The sequence below is a fragment of the Pseudomonas sp. PWP3-1b2 genome, assembly GCF_049896045.1.
Lineage (GTDB): Bacteria > Pseudomonadota > Gammaproteobacteria > Pseudomonadales > Pseudomonadaceae > Aquipseudomonas > Aquipseudomonas antarctica_B.
In genome coordinates this window covers 1-17,328 of the sequence record NZ_JAFCTN010000052.1, presented here as the reverse complement: position 1 = coordinate 17,328, position 17,328 = coordinate 1, and the positions used below count along the sequence as shown (strand labels likewise).

Sequence of the window (17,328 nt, the reverse complement as noted above, 5' to 3'; positions counted from 1 at the left end):
CGGTCGCCTGCCATGGGGCCGCTTCGCAGCCCAACGCGGGGCAAGCCCGCTCGCCACAACAGGCCTGCCCGCCACAACAAGCCAGCTCGCCACATTTTGATCGGGGGCGTTTTCGACGTTAGGCGGCTTGCGGCTGGAGCTGCAGTTCGCCTTCAACGTCCTTGACCACTTCACTGGCCAAAAACAGTGGCGCCAAACGCCGGTGCAACTGCGGCTCGACAAACTCTTTCACGGTGTCCAGTGCCAGTACGCCACTGAGGGGCAATTCGGCCTTGGTGTACGACAGCCACGCTTTCTTCAATGCCATCAACACATCGCTGCCCGCCGTGGAGGCGAAGCGGCGTTGGGTGGGTTTGGCATCGAAGGTAAAGGTGTGCTGGAACGCATAACCGGTTTCGTCGCCGTTGCCTGCGGTGCAGCGTACGCAGGTGCACGGGCCGTCGCCGAATGCGCTGCGCAGGTAGGCGTTGAAGTCCACCACGGGTTTGAGTGACAGGCGTTTATCGACCTCGAACAGGTCTCCGGTCATTTTTTCGTCAGTGTTCAACGTCCATTTCCTCGCAGGTTCGGCAAAATTTTAAAGCGCCGCACAATACCAGCCACAGGCGTTTTTGGGGATGGATTTGCATAACAATAGATCCCGATATTCTTTTCCTGTCTTAAAAATGCTCGCTACCCTCGCTTACCTTCTCAAAAGCGCGGCAGACCCCTCCATGACGTTCAAACGCTCCTCCCTGACTCTCCTGGCCGCGTCCCTGGCCGCCGCGAGCGCGTTGCTCAGCACCGGCGCGCAGGCCGAAGGCAAGATCAGCATCGCCCAGCAGTTTGGTATCGGCTACCTGATTCTCGACGTGGTGCGCGACCAGCACCTGATTGAAAAGCACGGCAAGGAGCAGGGCCTGGACATCAAGGTGGAGTGGAACAGCATTTCCGGCGCCACCGCCATGAACGAGTCGTTGCTGGCGGGCGCCCTGGACGTGGTCTCGGCCGGTGTGCCGCCGATGCTCACCCTGTGGGACCGCACCAAGGGCAAGCAAAACGTCAAGGCCATCGCGTCCCTCGGCTCGATGCCCAACTACCTGCTGACCAACAACCCCAACGTGAAGACCCTCAGCGATTTCAGCGAAAAAGACCGCATTGCCGTACCTGCCGCCGGCGTAGGCTTCCAGTCGCGCACCTTGCAGATCGAAACCGCCAAGAGATTCGGTAATTCCAACTTCAAGAAGTTCGACGACATCTCCATCAGCCTCGCTCACCCCGACGCCACGGCGGCGTTGATTGCCGGCGGCTCGGAGATCAACTCGCACTTCTCCAGCCCGCCGTTCCAGTACCAGGAACTGCTCAATCCCAACGTGCACAAGGTGCTCAGTTCCTACGACATCCTCGGCGGCCAGGCGACGTTCAACGTGCTGTACACCACCGAGAAATTCCACGACGAGAACCCCAAGACCTACAAGGCGTTCTATGACGCGCTGGCTGAAGCCGAGCAGATCATCAAGGCCGACAAGCCTGCGGCGGCTAAAACCTATATTCGGGTAGAGGAATCCAAGCTCCCGTTGGACCTGGTGGAGAAAATCGTCCAAGACCCGGAAATCGACTTCACCATCGTGCCGCAGCGCACCTATATCTATGCCGAGAAACTGCAGGAACTGGGCGTGTTGAAAAACAAGGCCGCGAGCTGGAAGGACTACTTCTTTGAAGAGGCCCATGGCGGGAATGGTACCTGAGCCCCAATTCTGACCTGCGAACAGGCTTAACAATGTGGGAGCTGGCTTGCCTGCGATAGCGGTGTGTCAGTCAGTAAATTTGCCTTCTGATACACCGCTATCGCAGGCAAGCCAGCTCCCACATTTGATTTTCATCGTCCGAAAAATCAGCGGAAGAACTCCCCCGGTGTGGAATCAAACTGCTGGCGAAACGCATTGATAAACGCCGATGTCGATTCATACCCACACGCCAACGCCACATCCGTCACTCGCTCGCCTTGCTCCAGGGCGGGCAGGGCGCTGAGCAGCCGCAGACGCTGGCGCCACGCCCGAAACGTCAGCCCGGTGTCTTTCACAAACAACCGGCTCAGCGTCTTCTCACTGATTGCCAGCTTGTCACTCCACTGGCCCAAAGTCGTCTGCTGCTCGGGGTGCAGGTTCAAACTCCGATAGATCTGCCGCAAACGCGGGTCCAGCGGCAATGGCAGCATCAAATCCACCTGCGGCGCCGCAGCAAGCTGGTCGAGCACCACCTGCGCCAGGCGCCCATCCGGTCCGTCCTCGGCATATTCCACCGGCAGTTCGCTGAAGCTGCGGATCAACTCGCGCAATAAACTGCTCACCACCAACACCTGGCAGCGCTCGGCCGCCCAAGTGGTCACGCTGCAATCCAGGTACAAACTGCGCATTTCGGTGTGCGGCGAGCTGAACACCCGGTGCGGCATGCCAGCGGGTATCCACACCGCGCGCTGAGGCGGGGCGACGAAGCGGCCGACACTCGTCTGAATCTCCAACACCCCGGAAATCGCGTAGGACAGCTGCACCCACGGGTGGCTGTGCCGCCGGGTCAGCGCTCGATTGGGCAGCGATTTCGTGCGCCCATACACCGGCCGTGGCAGGCTGGAAAGCCCAGGCACACTGCGGCGCACGGTTTTGTCATGTCCTTTAGGCGGCATTTACTGGCTCATTGGCGTTAGTCGGTAACAAGTCGTTACGTTAGAGTCGCGACAATGCTCTTGGCAACCCCTGGAAGAATTGCTTATGACCCGCCCGCGTTTCCTGCCCGATAACTTCACCCTGACCCTTGTCGCCACGGTGATCCTCGCCTCCTTGCTGCCCGCCAGCGGCCAGACCGCCGTGGCCTTCGGCTGGGTGACTAACCTTGCGATCGCGCTGCTGTTTTTTCTGCACGGCGCCAAACTGTCGCGCCAGGCCATCGTCGCCGGTGCGGGCCATTGGCGCCTGCATTTGCTGGTGTTCAGCCTGACCTTTGTGCTGTTCCCGCTGCTGGGCCTGGCGCTGAAACCGGTGCTGTCACCGCTGATCGGCAAAGACCTGTACATGGGCATGCTCTACCTCTGCGCATTGCCCGCCACCGTGCAATCGGCGATTGCCTTCACGTCGCTGGCGCGCGGCAATATCCCGGCGGCGATTTGCAGCGCGGCGGCGTCCAGCCTGTTCGGGATCTTCCTCACGCCGCTGCTGGTGACTCTCTTACTCAACGTGCACGGCGACGCCGGTTCCACCGTCGACGCCATCCTGAAGATCAGCGTGCAGTTGCTGCTGCCGTTTGTGGCCGGGCAAATTGCTCGTCGCTGGATCGGTGAGTGGGTCGGTCGCAATAAATCCTGGCTCAAGTTCGTCGACCAGGGTTCGATCCTGCTGGTGGTTTACGGCGCGTTCAGTGAAGCGGTCAACGAAGGCATCTGGCACCAGATCCCGCTGTGGGAGCTGGGCGGTTTGGTGGTGGCGTGCTGCGTGTTGCTGGCGTTGGTGCTGGTGGCGTCGACGTTGCTGGGCAGGGCTTTTGGCTTCAGCCAGGAAGACCGCATCACCATTTTGTTCTGCGGTTCGAAGAAAAGCCTGGCCACCGGCGTGCCCATGGCTCAGGTGCTGTTCGCGGGGGCGAGCATGGGCGTGTTGATCCTGCCGCTGATGCTGTTTCACCAGATCCAGTTGATGGTGTGTGCGGCCCTGGCCCAGCGTTATGCCAGGCGCCCGGAAAGCATTCCTGAATTGATGGGGCAGGTCGATCCTTGATCCAGCGCACACCTTTGAACGAATGAGCTCAAGTTAACGCCCGGCCAGACGACTTACTTATTGAGAGCCCAATAAGGAGTGTCGGCATGAACGTTAAAGGTATAGGGGTGTTTGCAGGGCTATTTTGCCTGTCGGTGGGGGCCTGTGCTGCGGCGCAGACGGCGGGAGGCGGCACCCTTGAGTTCAGAGGCGCCATCGTTGAGGCGGGGTGTGCGACAAATGCGCGCAGCGGCCCGGTGATGGAGCTGACCGAATGTTCCAGCGCCAATCGCGGCGGCCGCATTGATGTGCACAGTGTGGCCCCGGTCGCCAGCGTCGACAAAGCCCACATAAGGCTGGTGGCAGACAGCGGCAGCGGGCGTTATTACGATCAGCGCTACCTGCTGGTCGACAACGCCGGGCAGCCGATCACGTCGGGCAACTACGTGGTGACCCTGACGTCGCCCTGAACCCGGCGGCGACGATCCGCGTCAACAACGCGCCGAGAAACCTATAGAATGTTCGGCGGCGGCGCCTTTGCGCGTGGCCGTTGGATCATCGCCAGAGTACCTCGCCCGCCAATGAGCATTTCAGCCGCAACGCCCCAAGCCAACTGGCAACCGGTCATCGCCTTGGCGCTGGCCGCCTTTGTGTTCAATACCACCGAATTCGTGCCCGTCGGGCTGCTCAGCGCCATCGGCGCCAGCTTCGACATGCCCATCGCCAACGTCGGCCTGATGCTCACCATCTATGCCTGGATCGTGTCCCTGACCTCGCTGCCGGTGATGTTGCTGACCCGTAACGTTGAACGGCGCAAGTTGCTGATCGTGCTGTTCGGCATGTTTATCGCCAGCCATATCCTCTCCAGCGTCGCCACCAGCTTTGGCATCCTGATGCTCAGCCGAATCGGCATCGCCTTGTCCCACGCGCTGTTCTGGTCGATCACAGCCTCGCTGGCCGTGCGCCTGGCGCCCGAAGGCAAACAGGTGCAAGCCCTTGGCCTGCTCGCCACCGGCACCTCGCTGGCCATGGTGTTGGGCATTCCGCTGGGTCGTCTGCTTGGTGAAGCCATGGGCTGGCGCACTACCTTTCTGGTGATTGGCGCATTCGCCGCCGGGCTGGTGTTCTGGCTGGCGCGTACCTTGCCGTTGCTGCCCAGCCAAAACTCCGGCTCGCTGCGCAGCCTGCCGCTGCTGTTCAAGCGCCCGGCGCTGGTGGCGCTCTACGTGCTCACCGCGCTTACCGTCACCGCGCAATTCACCGCCTACAGCTACATCGAACCCTTCGTCGAAGGCGTGGCCGGCATGGGCGGCGGCGCCGTGACCCTGATCCTGCTGGTGTTCGGCGGCGCAGGCATCATCGGCTCGCTGCTGTTCAGCCTGGTGCACCGCTTGAACCCCCACGTTTTTGTGGTCAGCGCGGTGTTCATCCTCGCCGCGTGCCTGGCGCTGTTGCTGCCGTTAAGCGGCGCCGAGTCTTATCTGGTGGTGCTGAGCATTTTCTGGGGCATGGCAATCATGGGCTTCGGCCTGGCCATGCAATCCAAGGTGCTGGTGCTGGCACCGGACGCCACCGACGTGGCCATGGCGATGTTCTCCGGCATCTACAACATTGGCATCGGCGGCGGTGCCCTCATGGGCAGTTGGGTCGGCAGCCACTTCGGCTTCGCCTGGATCGGCGCGGCGGGTGGGTTGTTGGCGGCGGTGGCGTTGATTGGGTACTGCCTGGCGATTCGCAAGTTTGGTACGGGTGTGGCAAGTCATTGAGGAGTTACGCGTGATGATTAAACCGGCTGTTTTCGCAATGCTTGCGAGTGTGTCTGCACTGTTGCTCAGCCCCACAAGCTCGGCGGCAAGCTTTGATTGTGCCAAGGCCAAAGCGCCTGACGAAATTGCCATCTGCAAGAACGTCAGCCTCAACGACCAGGACGTGACCATGGCGTTGCTCTACGACCTGAACAAACACTTCATGGCCATGGGCGGGCGCGGTTCATTGATGGACGGGCAGGCCGAGTGGCTCAAGCAGCGCCATGCGTGCGGCGCGAAAGTGAGCTGCCTGAGTGACGCTTACACGCGGCAGATAGGAATGTTGCGCAGGTTTATTGATGAGCGGGTGATGACGAAGGGGCCGTTTTGAGGCTCGTCTGATTCTGCGGGATGTCCGCTTTGCGGGCGCCATGCTCAAGCATCTCGTCGTTAATTCGTTTGTCTTCAAGCGCATTATTGGCGAGTTCTTGAGAGTGCGAGCGTTCCGTTTGCAGCATTTTATCCATCTGTTGCACGCTTTCCATCAGATCATCAAAGAACTTTCCCATGGCTGTCTCCACCGTGATGACTGTTTCAATGGATGAATAGAGGGCGACCATAAGGTCGCCCGTTTTTCTTTACAACTCCTGCCCGCATAATGATACCAACCCGTTATGGGCGAACACCGTACCTGTGGCGAGCGGGCTTGCCCCGCGTTGGGTTGCGAAGCGACCCCAGAAGGAAGAATGCGGTGGGTCAGGTATTCTTCGGGCGCTGGTTTTGGGGCTGCTTCGCAGCCCAACGCGGGGCAAGCCCGCTCGCCACGGGGGGACTTATCAGCTGTTGTATCTAAAGACCTTGAAAGGGCTGGTTGCAAGACGGCGTTACAGTGCAGCCAATACCACCTCCAGCTTCTCCTGATCCCGCGCAAACTGCCGGATCCCTTCCGCCAGCTTCTCCGTCGCCATTGCATCTTCATTCGACGCCCAGCGAAATTGCGCTTCGGTCAGTTGCTGACGCGCTTCACCTTCTGCACCTGCCACCAGTTTGCGCGTTAGCGTGCCGTTATCTTCAGCGAGCTTTTGCAGCAAGTCCGGGCTGATGGTCAGGCGATCGCACCCGGCCAATTCCTCGATCTGGCTCAACGTACGGAAGCTTGCGCCCATGACCACGGTCGGGATGGCGTTAGCCTTGTAGTAGTTGTAGATGCGCGTCACTGATTGCACGCCCGGGTCTTCGGCGCCGCTGTAGTCCATGCCGGTGTTTTTGCGGTACCAGTCGTAAATGCGGCCCACGAACGGCGAGATCAGGAACACGCCCGCATCGGCGCAGGCCACGGCCTGGGCGAAGGAGAACAACAGGGTGAGGTTGGTCTGAATACCGGCTTTTTCCAGGCGTTCGGCGGTGCGGATGCCTTCCCAGGTGGAGGCCAGCTTGATCAGCACGCGGTCGCGGCCGATGCCGGCTTGGTCGTACAGGGCGATCAACTGGTTGGCTTTGGCCCACAGCGCGTCTTCATCGAAGGACAAGCGTGCGTCCACTTCGGTAGAAATGCGGCCAGGAATGACTTTAAGAATGCCCGCACCCACCGACACGGCGAAGTGGTCGCACGCCAAACCCACGTCGCCCTTGGACAGGCTCACGGCATCGCGCAGCAGTTCGGCGTATTCGGGGATAGCGGCGGCTTTCAGCAGCAGGGAAGGGTTGGTGGTGGCGTCCACCGGGCGCAGGCGGCTGATGGCTTCCAGGTCGCCGGTGTCGCAGACCACGGTGGTAAATTGCTTGAGTTGTTCGAGCTTGGACGTCATGCGCGGCAGTCTCCAGAAAGGGTTAGTGGTTCAGGGCCTGGGCGGTGTCGAGGTCGGTGATCAGCACGTCGAGGTAGCCGCCCTTGAGCGCGCCGCGAATCGCCTGCACCTTGTTCAGCCCGCCCGCCAGGCCGAGCACGCGCTGGATCGAGCGCAGTTTGGGCAGCGCCACCGACACCACGAATTCTTCGTCTTCATCGAGCACCGGCTCACCCTTGGCGTCGAAGTAGCGCAGGCAGATATCGCCCACTGCGCCGCGTTCGGCGAGCAGGCGCAGCATGTCTTCGGTGTAGTAGTTGCCGCTGTTGCGCAGCAGTTGCGAGGGCTCCAGGTCGCCAATGCCGACGATCGCCAGGGTGATGCTGTCAAAGCGTTGCAGCACTTCCTTGACCTCTTCCATCTGCACGATGCGCTGCTTGCTTTCCACCGATTGCTCGATGCTTTGCGACGGCAGCAAAAACGCCGGGCAATTGAGCAGGGTGGCCAGGCGTTGGGTCAGCAAGGTGGCTTCAAACGCGCCTTTGTTGCCGACACCACCGAGCAGTTGCACCACTTCCTGAGCGCCTTGCTTGCCCGGTTGCGCGTGCAAATGGCTGACCATGGCGCGGATGGTGCTGCTCCACGACGAAATACCGATGTGGTCCTGAACCGACAGGCTGGTTTCCAGATAATGCGCGGCGGCCGAGCCGATGGCCTGCTTGATGCTCTCGTCATTGCCCGGCTCGGTGGCTTCCACCACGATCACCTGGCGCACGCCGTAGCGGCGCTGCAACTGGTTTTCCAGCTCCAGGTGCAGGCCTTGCAGGCGCATTACGCTGATTTTGACCACGCCTTCCTGCAGCGCCCGGCGCAGGGCGCGGCTGATAAACGACTGCGACAAGTCCAGTTGCGTGGAAATCTCGGACTGCTTGAGCCCTTCTTCGTAATAGAGGCTCGCGATCTTGGTGATCAGGCGCTGTTCTTCGATCTGGCTCATGAAGGCCTCAGTAGGTGTATCAATGCCGGTGAGGATACCAAACCCTTACGACATGATCAGGCCGCCGTCGATATTGATTGCCTGGCCGGTGAGGTAGGCCGCATCGTCGGAGGCCAAAAATGCCACCAGCCCTGCCACGTCCGAAGGTTTGCCGGCGCGGCGCAGGGGGATGTTCTTGACCCATTCGGCCATCAACTCACCTTTGCCATAGCGCTTTTCATCGGTGCTGAGGATCTCGCCCCACACGCGGTCGTTGTAGTCCCACATTTCGCTCTCGATGATGCCGGGGCAGAACGCGTTGACCGTGATGTTATGCCGCGCCAGCTCCAGCGCCAGGCTTTGAGTGATGCCGATCACGCCCATCTTGCTCGCGGCGTAGTGCGGCGTGTAGATAAAACCCTGGCGGCCCTGGCCGGACGAGGTGTTGATCAACCGCCCGCTGCCTTGCTTGACCATGTACTTGGCGGCTTCCCGGCAACCGAGCCAGACGCCGGTGGTGTTGACCTGCAGCACCTTGTCGAAGTCGGCGCGGGGCATCTTGTCGTAATGGTCGATGGTGATGATGCCGGCGTTCTGCACCGACACATCGATGCTGCCAAACCGCGCGTGGCCTTCGCGGTAGAGCTTTTCAATGTCGCTTTCGCTGGTCACGTCGATGCCCAGTGCGAGGGTCTGAACCTTGTATTCCTCGGCCAGTTGGTTGGCGGTGAAGGTCACGCGTTCCAGGTCGTTGGAGGCCAGCACCAGGTGAGCGCCTTCCTGAGCGAAGCGTTCGGCAATTCCGGCGCCAATGCCACGGCAGGCGCCGGTGATGACTACAGTTTTACCGCTGAATCGTTGCGACATGACGGGGGCTCCTCGCATTACCAGCAAACAAAACCGCCATCGACCAACAGGTCGACACCGGTACAGAAAGACGAGGCCTGGCTGACCAGGAAAATCGCCGGGCCGACCATTTCTTCCACGCTGGCCATACGGCCCATGGGCGTAGTCTGTTCAAAAATCTTCACCTGATCGGCGACTTCCGGCCGCGAGTTCATCGGCGTGGCGGTGTAGCCGGGGCTGATGCAGTTAACCCGCAGGCCCTTGTCGGCCCATTCCATCGCCAGGCTTTTGCTCAGGTGGATGACCCCGGCCTTGGAGGTGTTGTAGTGCGCCTGCAACAAGCCTCGGTTGACGATGCTGCCGGACATCGACGCGATGTTGACGATGGCGCCTTTGCCGCGCGGCAGCATCACGGCGGCCTGGGCCTGGCAACTGAGGAAAATCCCGGTGAGGTTGATGTCCAGGGTGGTTTGCCAGCGTTGCAATTCAAGGTCTTCGGCGGCCTGGGCATTGGCAATGCCCGCGCAGTTGACTGCCACGCTGAGCTCGCCGAGTTCGCTCTCGGTGCGGGCGACCGCGGCGTCGAGGGCGGCGCGCTCGGTCACCGTGCCGCTCAAGGCCAGGGCGCGACGGCCCAACGCCTGGATGCGTTCTACGGTGCTGGCGATGCCGGGGCTGCCCGGCAAGTCAAAACACGCCACATCGGCGCCAGCCTGGGCGAGGCCCACCGCAATCGCTTGCCCAATCCCGCTGCCTGCGCCGGTCACAAAAGCCACCTGACCCTGAAGACTAAAAAGCTGCATGAAATACTCCGTCATTTGAAATCTCAGTAGATCCCTGTGGGAGCTGGCTTGCCTGCGATAGCGGTAGCCCAGTCACATCTGCATCAACTGACCCACCGCTATCGCAGGCAAGCCAGCTCCCACATTGGTTCTTCATTGTTTGTGAGGGCTAGGCAGTCAGGCAGTGGCCATTTCCATCACGGAAACCGGCGTAGCTTCCCCGCGCTCGAGAATCCCCATCTGCCGCCCCCGGCTCATCACCATCACCCGATGGGACAACCCGAGCACTTCATCCAGGTCTGAACTCACCACAATCACCGCCATGCCCTTGGCCGCCAGGTCCGCGATCACTTCATAAATCGCCGCCCGCGCGCCCACGTCGATGCCGCGTGTGGGCTCATCGAGAATGAACACCTTGGGATTACGCGCCAGCCATTTGGCAATGATCACCTTCTGTTGATTACCCCCGGACAGGCTGGAAATCCGCGACTGCGGCGCACCTTTCACCCCCAGCCTTGCCACCGCCGTGCGCGCAAATTCGCGCAGCGGGGCAGGGAACACCCAGCCGCGTTTATCCAGCAGGTCGGTGTTGCCATAAATCAGGTTGTCTTCAATCCGATGTTCCACCACCACACCTTGCTGCTTGCGGTCTTCGGGCACCAGCACCACACCGGCCTGGATCGCCTCGAACGGCGAACGCAACTGGCGAACTTCGCCGTCGAGCACCATGTGCCCCTGGATGTCCTGTGCCGCGCCAGCAATGGTGCGCACCAGCTCCGTGCGCCCGGCGCCGACCACGCCGGCAATGCCGAACACTTCACCGGCCCGCACGCTGAAATCGATGTCGTGCAAGGCAAACTCGCGGCAACTCAGGCCTTTGACCTGCAACATCACCTGGTCTTTCGGCGCCTGCAACGTAGGGAAAATCCGCTCCAGGCTGCGCCCGACCATCTGCTCCACCAGTTCACGCACCGGCACCTGGGCGGTGGCATGCAGGGCAATCTGGCGGCCATCGCGCAGCACCAGCACGCGGTCGGCAATACGCGCGATTTCTTCCAGGCGATGGCTGATATAGATGAACGAAACGCCCTCGGCCTTGAGCCGTTCGACCTGCTGAAACAGCAACTCGGTTTCCTCCCCACCCAGCGCGGCGGTGGGTTCGTCCAGAATCAACAAGCGCGCCTTGAGGGTCAGCGCCTTGGCGATTTCTACCAGTTGCTGCGCCGCCACGCTCAGGCCTTCAACCTTGCGCGAGGCCGGCACCTTGAGCCCCAAACGCTCCAGCTGGATTTGCGCCTGGGCCTCGATGTAGTCGCGGTCAATCCGCCCGTGACGCATGGGCAGGCGGCCGACGAAGATGTTTTCGGCGATCGACAACTGCGGCAGCAGGCGGATTTCCTGGTGAATCAAACCGATACCGGCGCCCAGCGCAGCCCCCGGTGACGCGGGGGCATAGGGCTCACCGAGCCAGGTCATGCTGCCCCCGTCTTGCGGTTGCACAAGCCCGGCGATGATCGACGACAAGGTGGATTTACCCGCGCCATTCTCGCCAAGCAAGGCCAACACTTCGCCGGGGCGAATGTCCACGTTGACCTGCGACAACACCTGCACCGGGCCGTAGGCCTTGCTGATGTCGCGCAGGCACAACACCGCGTCAGGCATCGTATCCAGAGCTGCTGCTCGCATGATGACCTCCGGGCTTACGGGTGCTGTTGCAGGAACGGTGCGACGTTTTCTTTGGTGGTCAGCACGGTCGGCAGCAGTTGTTCCTTGGGCACGGTTTTACCGGCTTTCAGGTCAATCGCCGAGGCCACGGCCAGGCGGCCCATTTTCTGGGTTTGCTGGGTCATGGTGGCGTTCAGCACACCGCTTTCCACGGCCTTGAGCCCGGCCACATCACCGTCAAAACCGACCACCACGACTTTGTGGTCGAGGTTGCCGACCTTGACCGCCTGAGCGGCGCCCAAGGCCATGGCATCGGCCCGGCCGAAGAACACGGTGATATTCGGGTCACGCTGGAGCAGGTCCTGGGCCACGGCGAAGCCTTTGTCCTGAGCCCATTCAGCCGGTTGCTGAGCGACCACTTTGAGGTCCGGGAAGGCTTTCAGGCCCTCTTCAAAACCCTTGGCGCGATCGTTTTCCGGCGTGGTGCCGAGCTGGCCTTGCAGGATTGCGATGCGGCCTTTGCCGTCAGTGATCTTGCCCACGTACTCGGCCAGGGTTTTGGCGCCGGCCACGCTGTCGCTGGCGATAAAGGTATCGCCCGGCGCATCCGGCGCGTTGCGGTCCACGGCGATGACCGGAATACCGGCGGCCTTGGCGGCTTTCACCGGCACACCGGCAGCGGTGGCACCGGCCGGGATGTAGATCAGCACGTCGATCTGGCGGGTGATCAGGTCTTCAATCTGGCTGACCTGAGTGGAGGAATTGCCCTGGGCGTCCACGGTGATCACCTTGATCCCCTTGGCCTTGCCCTCGGCTTCCACCGATTGCTTGATCTGGTTGAAAAAGTCGGCCTGCAGGTTGGCCACGGCCAGGCCGATGGTCAGGTCCTTGGCCCAGGTGGTGCCTGCGGCGGTGAGGGTGGCGGCCGCGAGAGCGGTGGCAATCAGCAGTTTCTTGGGGCTGAACATGTCGGTGACTCCTGGTTTTATTGTTGGAGGGTGTCAACTGTCGAACAGGGTTAACGGGCAGTGCTGGAGCGGCGTCGCAGGGTGTCGATGGTCACGGCGAGGGCGATGACCACGCCGATCACCACTTGTTGAATGAACGGCGAAACGCCGAGCAGGTTGAGGCCATTGCGCAACACGCCAATGATCAATACGCCGACCAGCGTGCCGCCGATGCTGCCCACGCCACCACTGAGGCTGGCGCCGCCAATCACCACGGCGGCGATGGCGTCCAGTTCCAGGCTCAGCCCGGCACTCGGTTGCGAGGAGTCAAGGCGCGCGGCGAGGGTGACGGCGGCGATGCCGGCGAGGGCGCCGCTGACTGCATACACCCACAGAGTAATCGCGCGCACTTTGATGCCCGACAGGCGCGCCACTTCCGGGCTACCGCCCATGGCGTACAGGTTGCGGCCACCGGCACGAAAGCGCAGGAACACCCAGGCCACCACCAGCATCACCAGAAACAACCCGACGGTGGCCGACAGGAAACCAAAATGGCGCACCGTGGCCAGGCTGGTGAACCAGTCCGGGTAGCCGACAATCTGCCGGCCTTCAGTGAGGATATTCGCCAGGCCGCGCGCCACCGACATCATGGTCAGCGTGGCAATAAACGGTGGCAACTTGGCGTAGGTGATCAAGCCGCCGGACACCAGCCCGGCAAGCATGCCGCTGGCAATCGAGATCGGAATCGCGAAGCCCAACGGCACCGCCTGATCCTGATAGAGCCAGCCGAGCATCATCATCGAGAAGGCCAGCACCGAGCCTACAGACAGGTCGATACCGCCGATCACGATCACCGCCGTCATGCCGATTGCGAGGATGCCGAGCACCGTGACCTGATCGAGGATGTTCAGGCCATTGCGCAACGAGAAGAAGAATTCGGAGCTGAAGGAGAAGACCAGCACCAGCAGCACGAGGCCGATCAGCGGGCCGCCGATGTTGCTGGGCAGCAGTTTTACCAACCGAGGACGATGGGGCGGCTTGAGGTCGGCCGGATGCTGGACTGAGGCTTTGGCGTCCACGGTGTTCTCCTGACTTATTTTTTTTGGAGGTCATTCGGGCTGCTTGAATATTTATGCATGCCTGATTGTTAATTCAGATTCAAGTGACACGGTGTCAAAGTCAAGCGCTTAATTTTTTATGCCTGCCGCTAAAGCGCTGTTCCCGGTGCCCGCAAAGCCACGGGATAGAGTAGCGCGGGTGGGATTTTGGCCGTTTGTCCGGGAGGTATTTCCCTCTTTTATTTCATTTTTCAGCGCATCCCTCACTTGACCTGCCTGCGAATCAGCGCCTAAATAGAAATATATTGTCACTGCTGAATAAATATTCAAACACAGCTTTCGGCACTTTTATCTCAAATGCGTACCCCCGCGTGGTCAGCCTCACAGGAGCCGCTGCATGAATGCCTTCCAGTACGACGCCCGCCAAATCAAAGAACAGGCTCGCCTGATCCGGCGCCATGTGATCCGCCTCAATGCCGACTCTCCGGCTGGCGGCCACACCGGGGCCGACCTGTCGGAAACCGACATCCTCGCCACCCTGTATTTCCGCATCCTCAATACCGGCCCGGAACGCATCGAAGACCCGGAACGGGATATCTACATCCAGAGCAAGGGCCACGGCGTCGGCGGTTTGTATTGCTGCCTGGCGCAGGCGGGTTACATCCCCACCGAGTGGCTGCCGACCTACCAACACTTCAACTCTCATTTGCCCGGCCACCCGGTGCGCCAGAAAACCCCCGGCATCGAACTCAACACCGGCGCCCTCGGCCACGGTTTGCCGGTGGCGGTGGGGCTGGCGCTGGCGGCGAAGATGTCCGGCAGCAAAAAACGCATCTATGTGCTGACCGGCGACGGTGAATTGGCTGAAGGCTCGAACTGGGAAGCGGCGATGGCGGCGGCCAAGTACAAGCTGGATAACCTGTTCGTGATCGTCGACAAGAACAAGCTGCAACTGGCCGGCCTGACCGCCGAGATCATGCCGCTCGACCCGCTCGACGTGAAATGGGCCGCCTTCGGCTTCAACGTCAGCGAGTGCGACGGCAATGACGTGGGCCAGTTGATCGAATCCCTGGAAACCATGCAGGCCCACACCGGCGCGCCCCAGGTGCTGATCGCCCACACCATCAAAGGCAAGGGCGTGTCGTTTATCGAAGCCCGCCCCGAATGGCACCACCGCGTGCCCAAGGGTGACGAAATCAACGCGGCACTGGAGGAGTTGAGTCATGGCGAGTGAACATCTGGCGAGTGTCATGGTGGACGCCTTTATTGCGGCGGTCGATGCCGGGCTCGATGTAGTGCCGGTGGTCAGCGACTCCACCTCCACGGCCAAGATCGGCCCGTTCGCGCAACGCTTCCCTGAGCGGCTGATTAACGTCGGGATTGCCGAGCAGTCGCTGGTCAGCGTCGCGGCCGGCCTGGCGCTGGGCGGCAAAATTGCCGTGACCTGCAACGCGGCGCCGTTTCTGATCTCGCGCGCCAACGAGCAGATCAAGGTCGACGTTTGCTACAACCGGGCCAACGTCAAGATGTTCGGCCTGAACGCGGGCACCAGTTACGGCCCGCTGGCCAGCACTCACCACAGCCTTGACGATATTTCCGTGATGCGTGGTTTTGGCAACGTGCAGATTTTCGCCCCGGCAGATGCGCTGGAGTGTCGGCAGATCGTCGATTACGCGCTGCGCTATGACGGCCCGGTGTACATCCGCCTCGACGGCAAGGCTTTGCCCGATGTGCATGGCGCGAGCTATCAGTTCGTACCCGGACAGGTGGATATCCTGCGCCAGGGCGCCGATGTGAGCATCGTCGCCCTGGGCTCGGTGGTCCATGAAGCGGTCGATGCAGCCGCATTGCTGGCGGAGCAGGGCATTGCGGCGCAGGTGATCAACCTGTCCTCGATTCGCCCGTTGCAGCGCGACGTGTTGCTCACGGCGCTGCGCGGCACTCGTGCGGTGATCACGGTGGAAGAACACAACATTAATGGCGGCCTTGGCAGCCTGGTCGCTGAAGTGCTGGCCGAAGCCGGGCTGGGCGTTACCCTGATCCGCCTGGGCATTGGCGACGGTGAATACGCCGCCGCGGGTGCCCGCGAACCGACCCGCGCCTTGCATAACATCGACGCGGCTGGGATTGTGGCGGCTGCCACTCGGTTGCGGTGAACGCCATGACAGACAATACGCCGCTGATTCTGGCGATAGACGAAGGCACCAGCAACGCCAAGGCGGTGCTGGTCAACGAACTCGGGCAGGTGATCGCCCGGGGTTCGCGGCCATTGAGCATCAATCATCCTCAGCCAGGGTTTTCCGAGCAGGACCCGCTGCTGATTTGGCAGAACACCCTGGCCGCGATTGAAGAATGCCTGGCCCAGGTGAATCGGCCGATCACCGCGCTGGCGATCAGTAACCAGCGTGAATCGGTGGTGGCGTGGGACCGGCACAGCGGCGAGCCATTGTCGCCGTGCATCAGTTGGCAATGCCGACGCTCCACGGCCTTGTGCGCCAAGTTGCATGAACGCGGCCATGAAGCGCTGATTCTGGATAAGACCGGGCTGGCCCTCGACCCGATGTTTTCTGCCGGGAAATTCCGCTGGATTCTCGACCATCTGGATAACGGCCATGCTCGCGCCGCAGCCGGTGAAATCTGTTTGGGCACGGTCGACAGTTGGCTGCTGTGGAAACTCAGCGGTGGCCAAGTGTTTGCGACTGACTATTCCAACGCTGCGCGTACGCAACTGTTCAATCTGCACACCTGCGCGTGGGACCCTGAGCTGCTGGACCTGTTTGCCGTTCCCTTGGCCGCGCTGGCACCGATTCAGCCAAGCGCCGGGTTCTTTGCTGAAACCGCTGCCGTGGGCGGTTTGCCGGCGGGTATTCCGGTGATGTCGATGATCGGTGATTCTCATGCTGCTCTATATGGGCAGGGTGGTTTCGCGCCCGGGTTGGTCAAGGCCACCCTCGGCACTGGCTCATCCTTGATGACGCCCATGAGCGGCCCGATTGCCTCAACCCATGGTCTTTCGACCACCCTGGCCTGGCATGACGGCAGCACACCGACCTTCGGCATGGAAGGCAATATCGTCCACACCGGCGCCGCCGTGCAGTGGGCATTGCGTCTGGTCGCCGGGGAATCCTTGGATGCGCTGACCGAGCAGGCGGCGCAATTGCCGGACAACGGTGGTGTGTATTTCGTCCCGGCGTTGTCCGGGCTGGGCGCGCCGCACTGGAAGGCCGATGCGCGTGGGCTGATTTGTGGGCTGACGGAGGCGACGTCCGGCGCGCATATTTTGCGTGCATCGCTGGAGTCTATCGGCTATCAGATTCGCGATGTATTTGAAGCCATGCAGCAAGACATTGGCAGCCCGTTGAAAGAGCTTTGGGTCGACGGTGGCGCTACGCGTAATCGCTGGTTGATGCAGTTTTTGGCTGACTTGCTGCAACGTCCTGTGGTGCGCAGCCTGTCGCCGGAAGTGTCGGCGTTGGGCGCTGCGCATCTGGCGGGCAGGGCGTTGGGGATTTGGCCGAGTGATAAAGCGTTGAGTGCGCTGGAGCGTCAGCGCGAACGGTTTGAGCCGCAGGATGATCCGGCGATGGCAGGCCGTTATCAGGCCTGGAAAAAAGCCCTGGCTCGTACACTGCTTTGACCCCTCGATGAAACTCAAAATGTGGGGGCTGGCTTGCCTGCGGTAGCGGTCTGTCGGGGTACATATCCGTTGCTGCGGTGATGGCTGATATCGGTTCCGCTCTTACAGCGGGTCACTTTTGGCAAACGCCCCAAAAGTAACCAAAAGGTCTTCGCCCCAC

General features: G+C 61.3%; 18 protein-coding genes. 8 read left to right on the top strand and 10 right to left on the bottom strand.

Going from position 1 to position 17,328, the window contains the following annotated elements; genetic code table 11:
* Positions 1-118: 118 nt before the first annotated feature.
* Positions 119-547 (bottom strand): hypothetical protein, encoded by a 429-nt coding sequence (locus ACP7A2_RS24115; RefSeq protein ID WP_426136302.1) that lies wholly within the window; start codon positions 545-547, stop codon positions 119-121.
* A 166-nt stretch (positions 548-713) separates the two neighbouring features.
* On the opposite strand from ACP7A2_RS24115, the gene ACP7A2_RS24110 reads away from it, so the two are divergent.
* Positions 714-1,727 carry an ABC transporter substrate-binding protein gene (locus tag ACP7A2_RS24110; protein WP_426136301.1) on the top strand — a complete coding sequence of 338 codons (1,014 nt, stop codon included), beginning with the start codon at positions 714-716 and terminating at the stop codon, positions 1,725-1,727.
* A gap of 146 nt (positions 1,728-1,873) precedes the next feature.
* Here ACP7A2_RS24110 and ACP7A2_RS24105 read toward each other — a convergent pair whose 3' ends face one another.
* Positions 1,874-2,662, bottom strand: coding sequence for an AraC family transcriptional regulator (locus ACP7A2_RS24105; RefSeq protein WP_426136299.1), 789 nt, complete (start codon positions 2,660-2,662; stop codon positions 1,874-1,876).
* An 85-nt stretch (positions 2,663-2,747) separates the two neighbouring features.
* Here ACP7A2_RS24105 and ACP7A2_RS24100 point away from each other — a divergent pair, with 85 nt between their 5' ends.
* From ACP7A2_RS24100 to ACP7A2_RS24085, 4 genes are all read left to right on the top strand, one after another.
* Positions 2,748-3,746 carry a bile acid:sodium symporter family protein gene (locus ACP7A2_RS24100; RefSeq protein ID WP_426136298.1) on the top strand — a complete coding sequence of 333 codons (999 nt, stop codon included), beginning with the start codon at positions 2,748-2,750 and terminating at the stop codon, positions 3,744-3,746.
* Positions 3,747-3,832: 86 nt separating this feature from the next.
* Positions 3,833-4,195 carry a type 1 fimbrial protein gene (locus ACP7A2_RS24095; protein WP_426136297.1) on the top strand — a complete coding sequence of 121 codons (363 nt, stop codon included), beginning with the start codon at positions 3,833-3,835 and terminating at the stop codon, positions 4,193-4,195.
* Positions 4,196-4,306: 111 nt separating this feature from the next.
* Positions 4,307-5,491: a sugar transporter gene (locus ACP7A2_RS24090; protein WP_426136296.1), complete on the top strand. Its 1,185-nt coding sequence runs from the start codon at positions 4,307-4,309 to the stop codon at positions 5,489-5,491.
* A gap of 13 nt (positions 5,492-5,504) precedes the next feature.
* Entirely contained in the window at positions 5,505-5,861 is a 357-nt protein-coding gene (locus ACP7A2_RS24085) for a lysozyme inhibitor LprI family protein (RefSeq protein ID WP_426136320.1), read from the top strand.
* On the opposite strand, the gene ACP7A2_RS24080 is transcribed toward ACP7A2_RS24085, so the two are convergent.
* The 8 genes from ACP7A2_RS24080 to ACP7A2_RS24045 all read right to left on the bottom strand — a co-directional run bounded on the left by ACP7A2_RS24080 (position 5,824) and on the right by ACP7A2_RS24045 (position 13,552).
* Positions 5,824-6,090, bottom strand: coding sequence for a hypothetical protein (locus tag ACP7A2_RS24080; protein WP_426136295.1), 267 nt, complete (start codon positions 6,088-6,090; stop codon positions 5,824-5,826). The genes ACP7A2_RS24085 and ACP7A2_RS24080 overlap by 38 nt on opposite strands.
* Positions 6,091-6,354: 264 nt before the next feature.
* Positions 6,355-7,278: a transaldolase gene (tal, locus tag ACP7A2_RS24075; protein WP_426136293.1), complete on the bottom strand. Its 924-nt coding sequence runs from the start codon at positions 7,276-7,278 to the stop codon at positions 6,355-6,357.
* 22 nt (positions 7,279-7,300) lie between these two features.
* Positions 7,301-8,254, bottom strand: coding sequence for a sugar-binding transcriptional regulator (locus ACP7A2_RS24070; protein ID WP_375070806.1), 954 nt, complete (start codon positions 8,252-8,254; stop codon positions 7,301-7,303).
* A 45-nt stretch (positions 8,255-8,299) separates the two neighbouring features.
* Positions 8,300-9,100, bottom strand: coding sequence for an SDR family oxidoreductase (locus ACP7A2_RS24065; protein ID WP_375070804.1), 801 nt, complete (start codon positions 9,098-9,100; stop codon positions 8,300-8,302).
* Between the two features lie 17 nt (positions 9,101-9,117).
* The gene (locus tag ACP7A2_RS24060; protein ID WP_426136292.1) at positions 9,118-9,897 is read right to left on the bottom strand and encodes an SDR family oxidoreductase; all 780 of its coding nucleotides are present in this window, start codon (positions 9,895-9,897) and stop codon (positions 9,118-9,120) included.
* 141 nt (positions 9,898-10,038) lie between these two features.
* Positions 10,039-11,547, bottom strand: a complete 1,509-nt coding sequence (locus tag ACP7A2_RS24055) for a sugar ABC transporter ATP-binding protein (protein WP_426136291.1) — start codon at positions 11,545-11,547, stop codon at positions 10,039-10,041.
* Positions 11,548-11,561: 14 nt separating this feature from the next.
* Entirely contained in the window at positions 11,562-12,494 is a 933-nt protein-coding gene (locus tag ACP7A2_RS24050) for a sugar ABC transporter substrate-binding protein (RefSeq protein ID WP_426136290.1), read from the bottom strand.
* Positions 12,495-12,544: 50 nt separating this feature from the next.
* Positions 12,545-13,552, bottom strand: coding sequence for an ABC transporter permease (locus ACP7A2_RS24045; RefSeq protein WP_426136288.1), 1,008 nt, complete (start codon positions 13,550-13,552; stop codon positions 12,545-12,547).
* A gap of 376 nt (positions 13,553-13,928) precedes the next feature.
* Here ACP7A2_RS24045 and ACP7A2_RS24040 point away from each other — a divergent pair, with 376 nt between their 5' ends.
* From ACP7A2_RS24040 to ACP7A2_RS24030, 3 genes are read left to right on the top strand one after another with little or no spacing between them, the layout of a single operon-like run.
* Positions 13,929-14,765, top strand: coding sequence for a transketolase (locus ACP7A2_RS24040; RefSeq protein ID WP_426136287.1), 837 nt, complete (start codon positions 13,929-13,931; stop codon positions 14,763-14,765).
* Positions 14,755-15,687, top strand: a complete 933-nt coding sequence (locus tag ACP7A2_RS24035) for a transketolase family protein (RefSeq protein WP_426136286.1) — start codon at positions 14,755-14,757, stop codon at positions 15,685-15,687. The genes ACP7A2_RS24040 and ACP7A2_RS24035 overlap by 11 nt, the downstream gene beginning before the upstream one ends.
* Before the next feature lie 5 nt (positions 15,688-15,692).
* Positions 15,693-17,168: an FGGY family carbohydrate kinase gene (locus ACP7A2_RS24030; RefSeq protein ID WP_426136284.1), complete on the top strand. Its 1,476-nt coding sequence runs from the start codon at positions 15,693-15,695 to the stop codon at positions 17,166-17,168.
* Positions 17,169-17,328 lie beyond the last annotated feature (160 nt).

Bases quoted from the DNA above. Each gene is read 5' to 3' on its own strand.
- ACP7A2_RS24110 (WP_426136301.1), top strand. From the start codon at position 714: ATGACGTTCAAACGCTCCTCCCTGACTCTCCTGGCCGCGTCCCTGGCC.
- ACP7A2_RS24105 (WP_426136299.1), bottom strand. From the start codon at position 2,662: ATGCCGCCTAAAGGACATGACAAAACCGTGCGCCGCAGTGTGCCTGGG.
- ACP7A2_RS24100 (WP_426136298.1), top strand. From the start codon at position 2,748: ATGACCCGCCCGCGTTTCCTGCCCGATAACTTCACCCTGACCCTTGTC.
- ACP7A2_RS24095 (WP_426136297.1), top strand. From the start codon at position 3,833: ATGAACGTTAAAGGTATAGGGGTGTTTGCAGGGCTATTTTGCCTGTCG.
- ACP7A2_RS24090 (WP_426136296.1), top strand. From the start codon at position 4,307: ATGAGCATTTCAGCCGCAACGCCCCAAGCCAACTGGCAACCGGTCATC.
- ACP7A2_RS24085 (WP_426136320.1), top strand. From the start codon at position 5,505: ATGATTAAACCGGCTGTTTTCGCAATGCTTGCGAGTGTGTCTGCACTG.
- ACP7A2_RS24080 (WP_426136295.1), bottom strand. From the start codon at position 6,090: ATGGTCGCCCTCTATTCATCCATTGAAACAGTCATCACGGTGGAGACA.
- tal (WP_426136293.1), bottom strand. From the start codon at position 7,278: ATGACGTCCAAGCTCGAACAACTCAAGCAATTTACCACCGTGGTCTGC.
- ACP7A2_RS24070 (WP_375070806.1), bottom strand. From the start codon at position 8,254: ATGAGCCAGATCGAAGAACAGCGCCTGATCACCAAGATCGCGAGCCTC.
- ACP7A2_RS24065 (WP_375070804.1), bottom strand. From the start codon at position 9,100: ATGTCGCAACGATTCAGCGGTAAAACTGTAGTCATCACCGGCGCCTGC.
- ACP7A2_RS24060 (WP_426136292.1), bottom strand. From the start codon at position 9,897: ATGACGGAGTATTTCATGCAGCTTTTTAGTCTTCAGGGTCAGGTGGCT.
- ACP7A2_RS24055 (WP_426136291.1), bottom strand. From the start codon at position 11,547: ATGCGAGCAGCAGCTCTGGATACGATGCCTGACGCGGTGTTGTGCCTG.
- ACP7A2_RS24050 (WP_426136290.1), bottom strand. From the start codon at position 12,494: ATGTTCAGCCCCAAGAAACTGCTGATTGCCACCGCTCTCGCGGCCGCC.
- ACP7A2_RS24040 (WP_426136287.1), top strand. From the start codon at position 13,929: ATGAATGCCTTCCAGTACGACGCCCGCCAAATCAAAGAACAGGCTCGC.
- ACP7A2_RS24035 (WP_426136286.1), top strand. From the start codon at position 14,755: ATGGCGAGTGAACATCTGGCGAGTGTCATGGTGGACGCCTTTATTGCG.
- ACP7A2_RS24030 (WP_426136284.1), top strand. From the start codon at position 15,693: ATGACAGACAATACGCCGCTGATTCTGGCGATAGACGAAGGCACCAGC.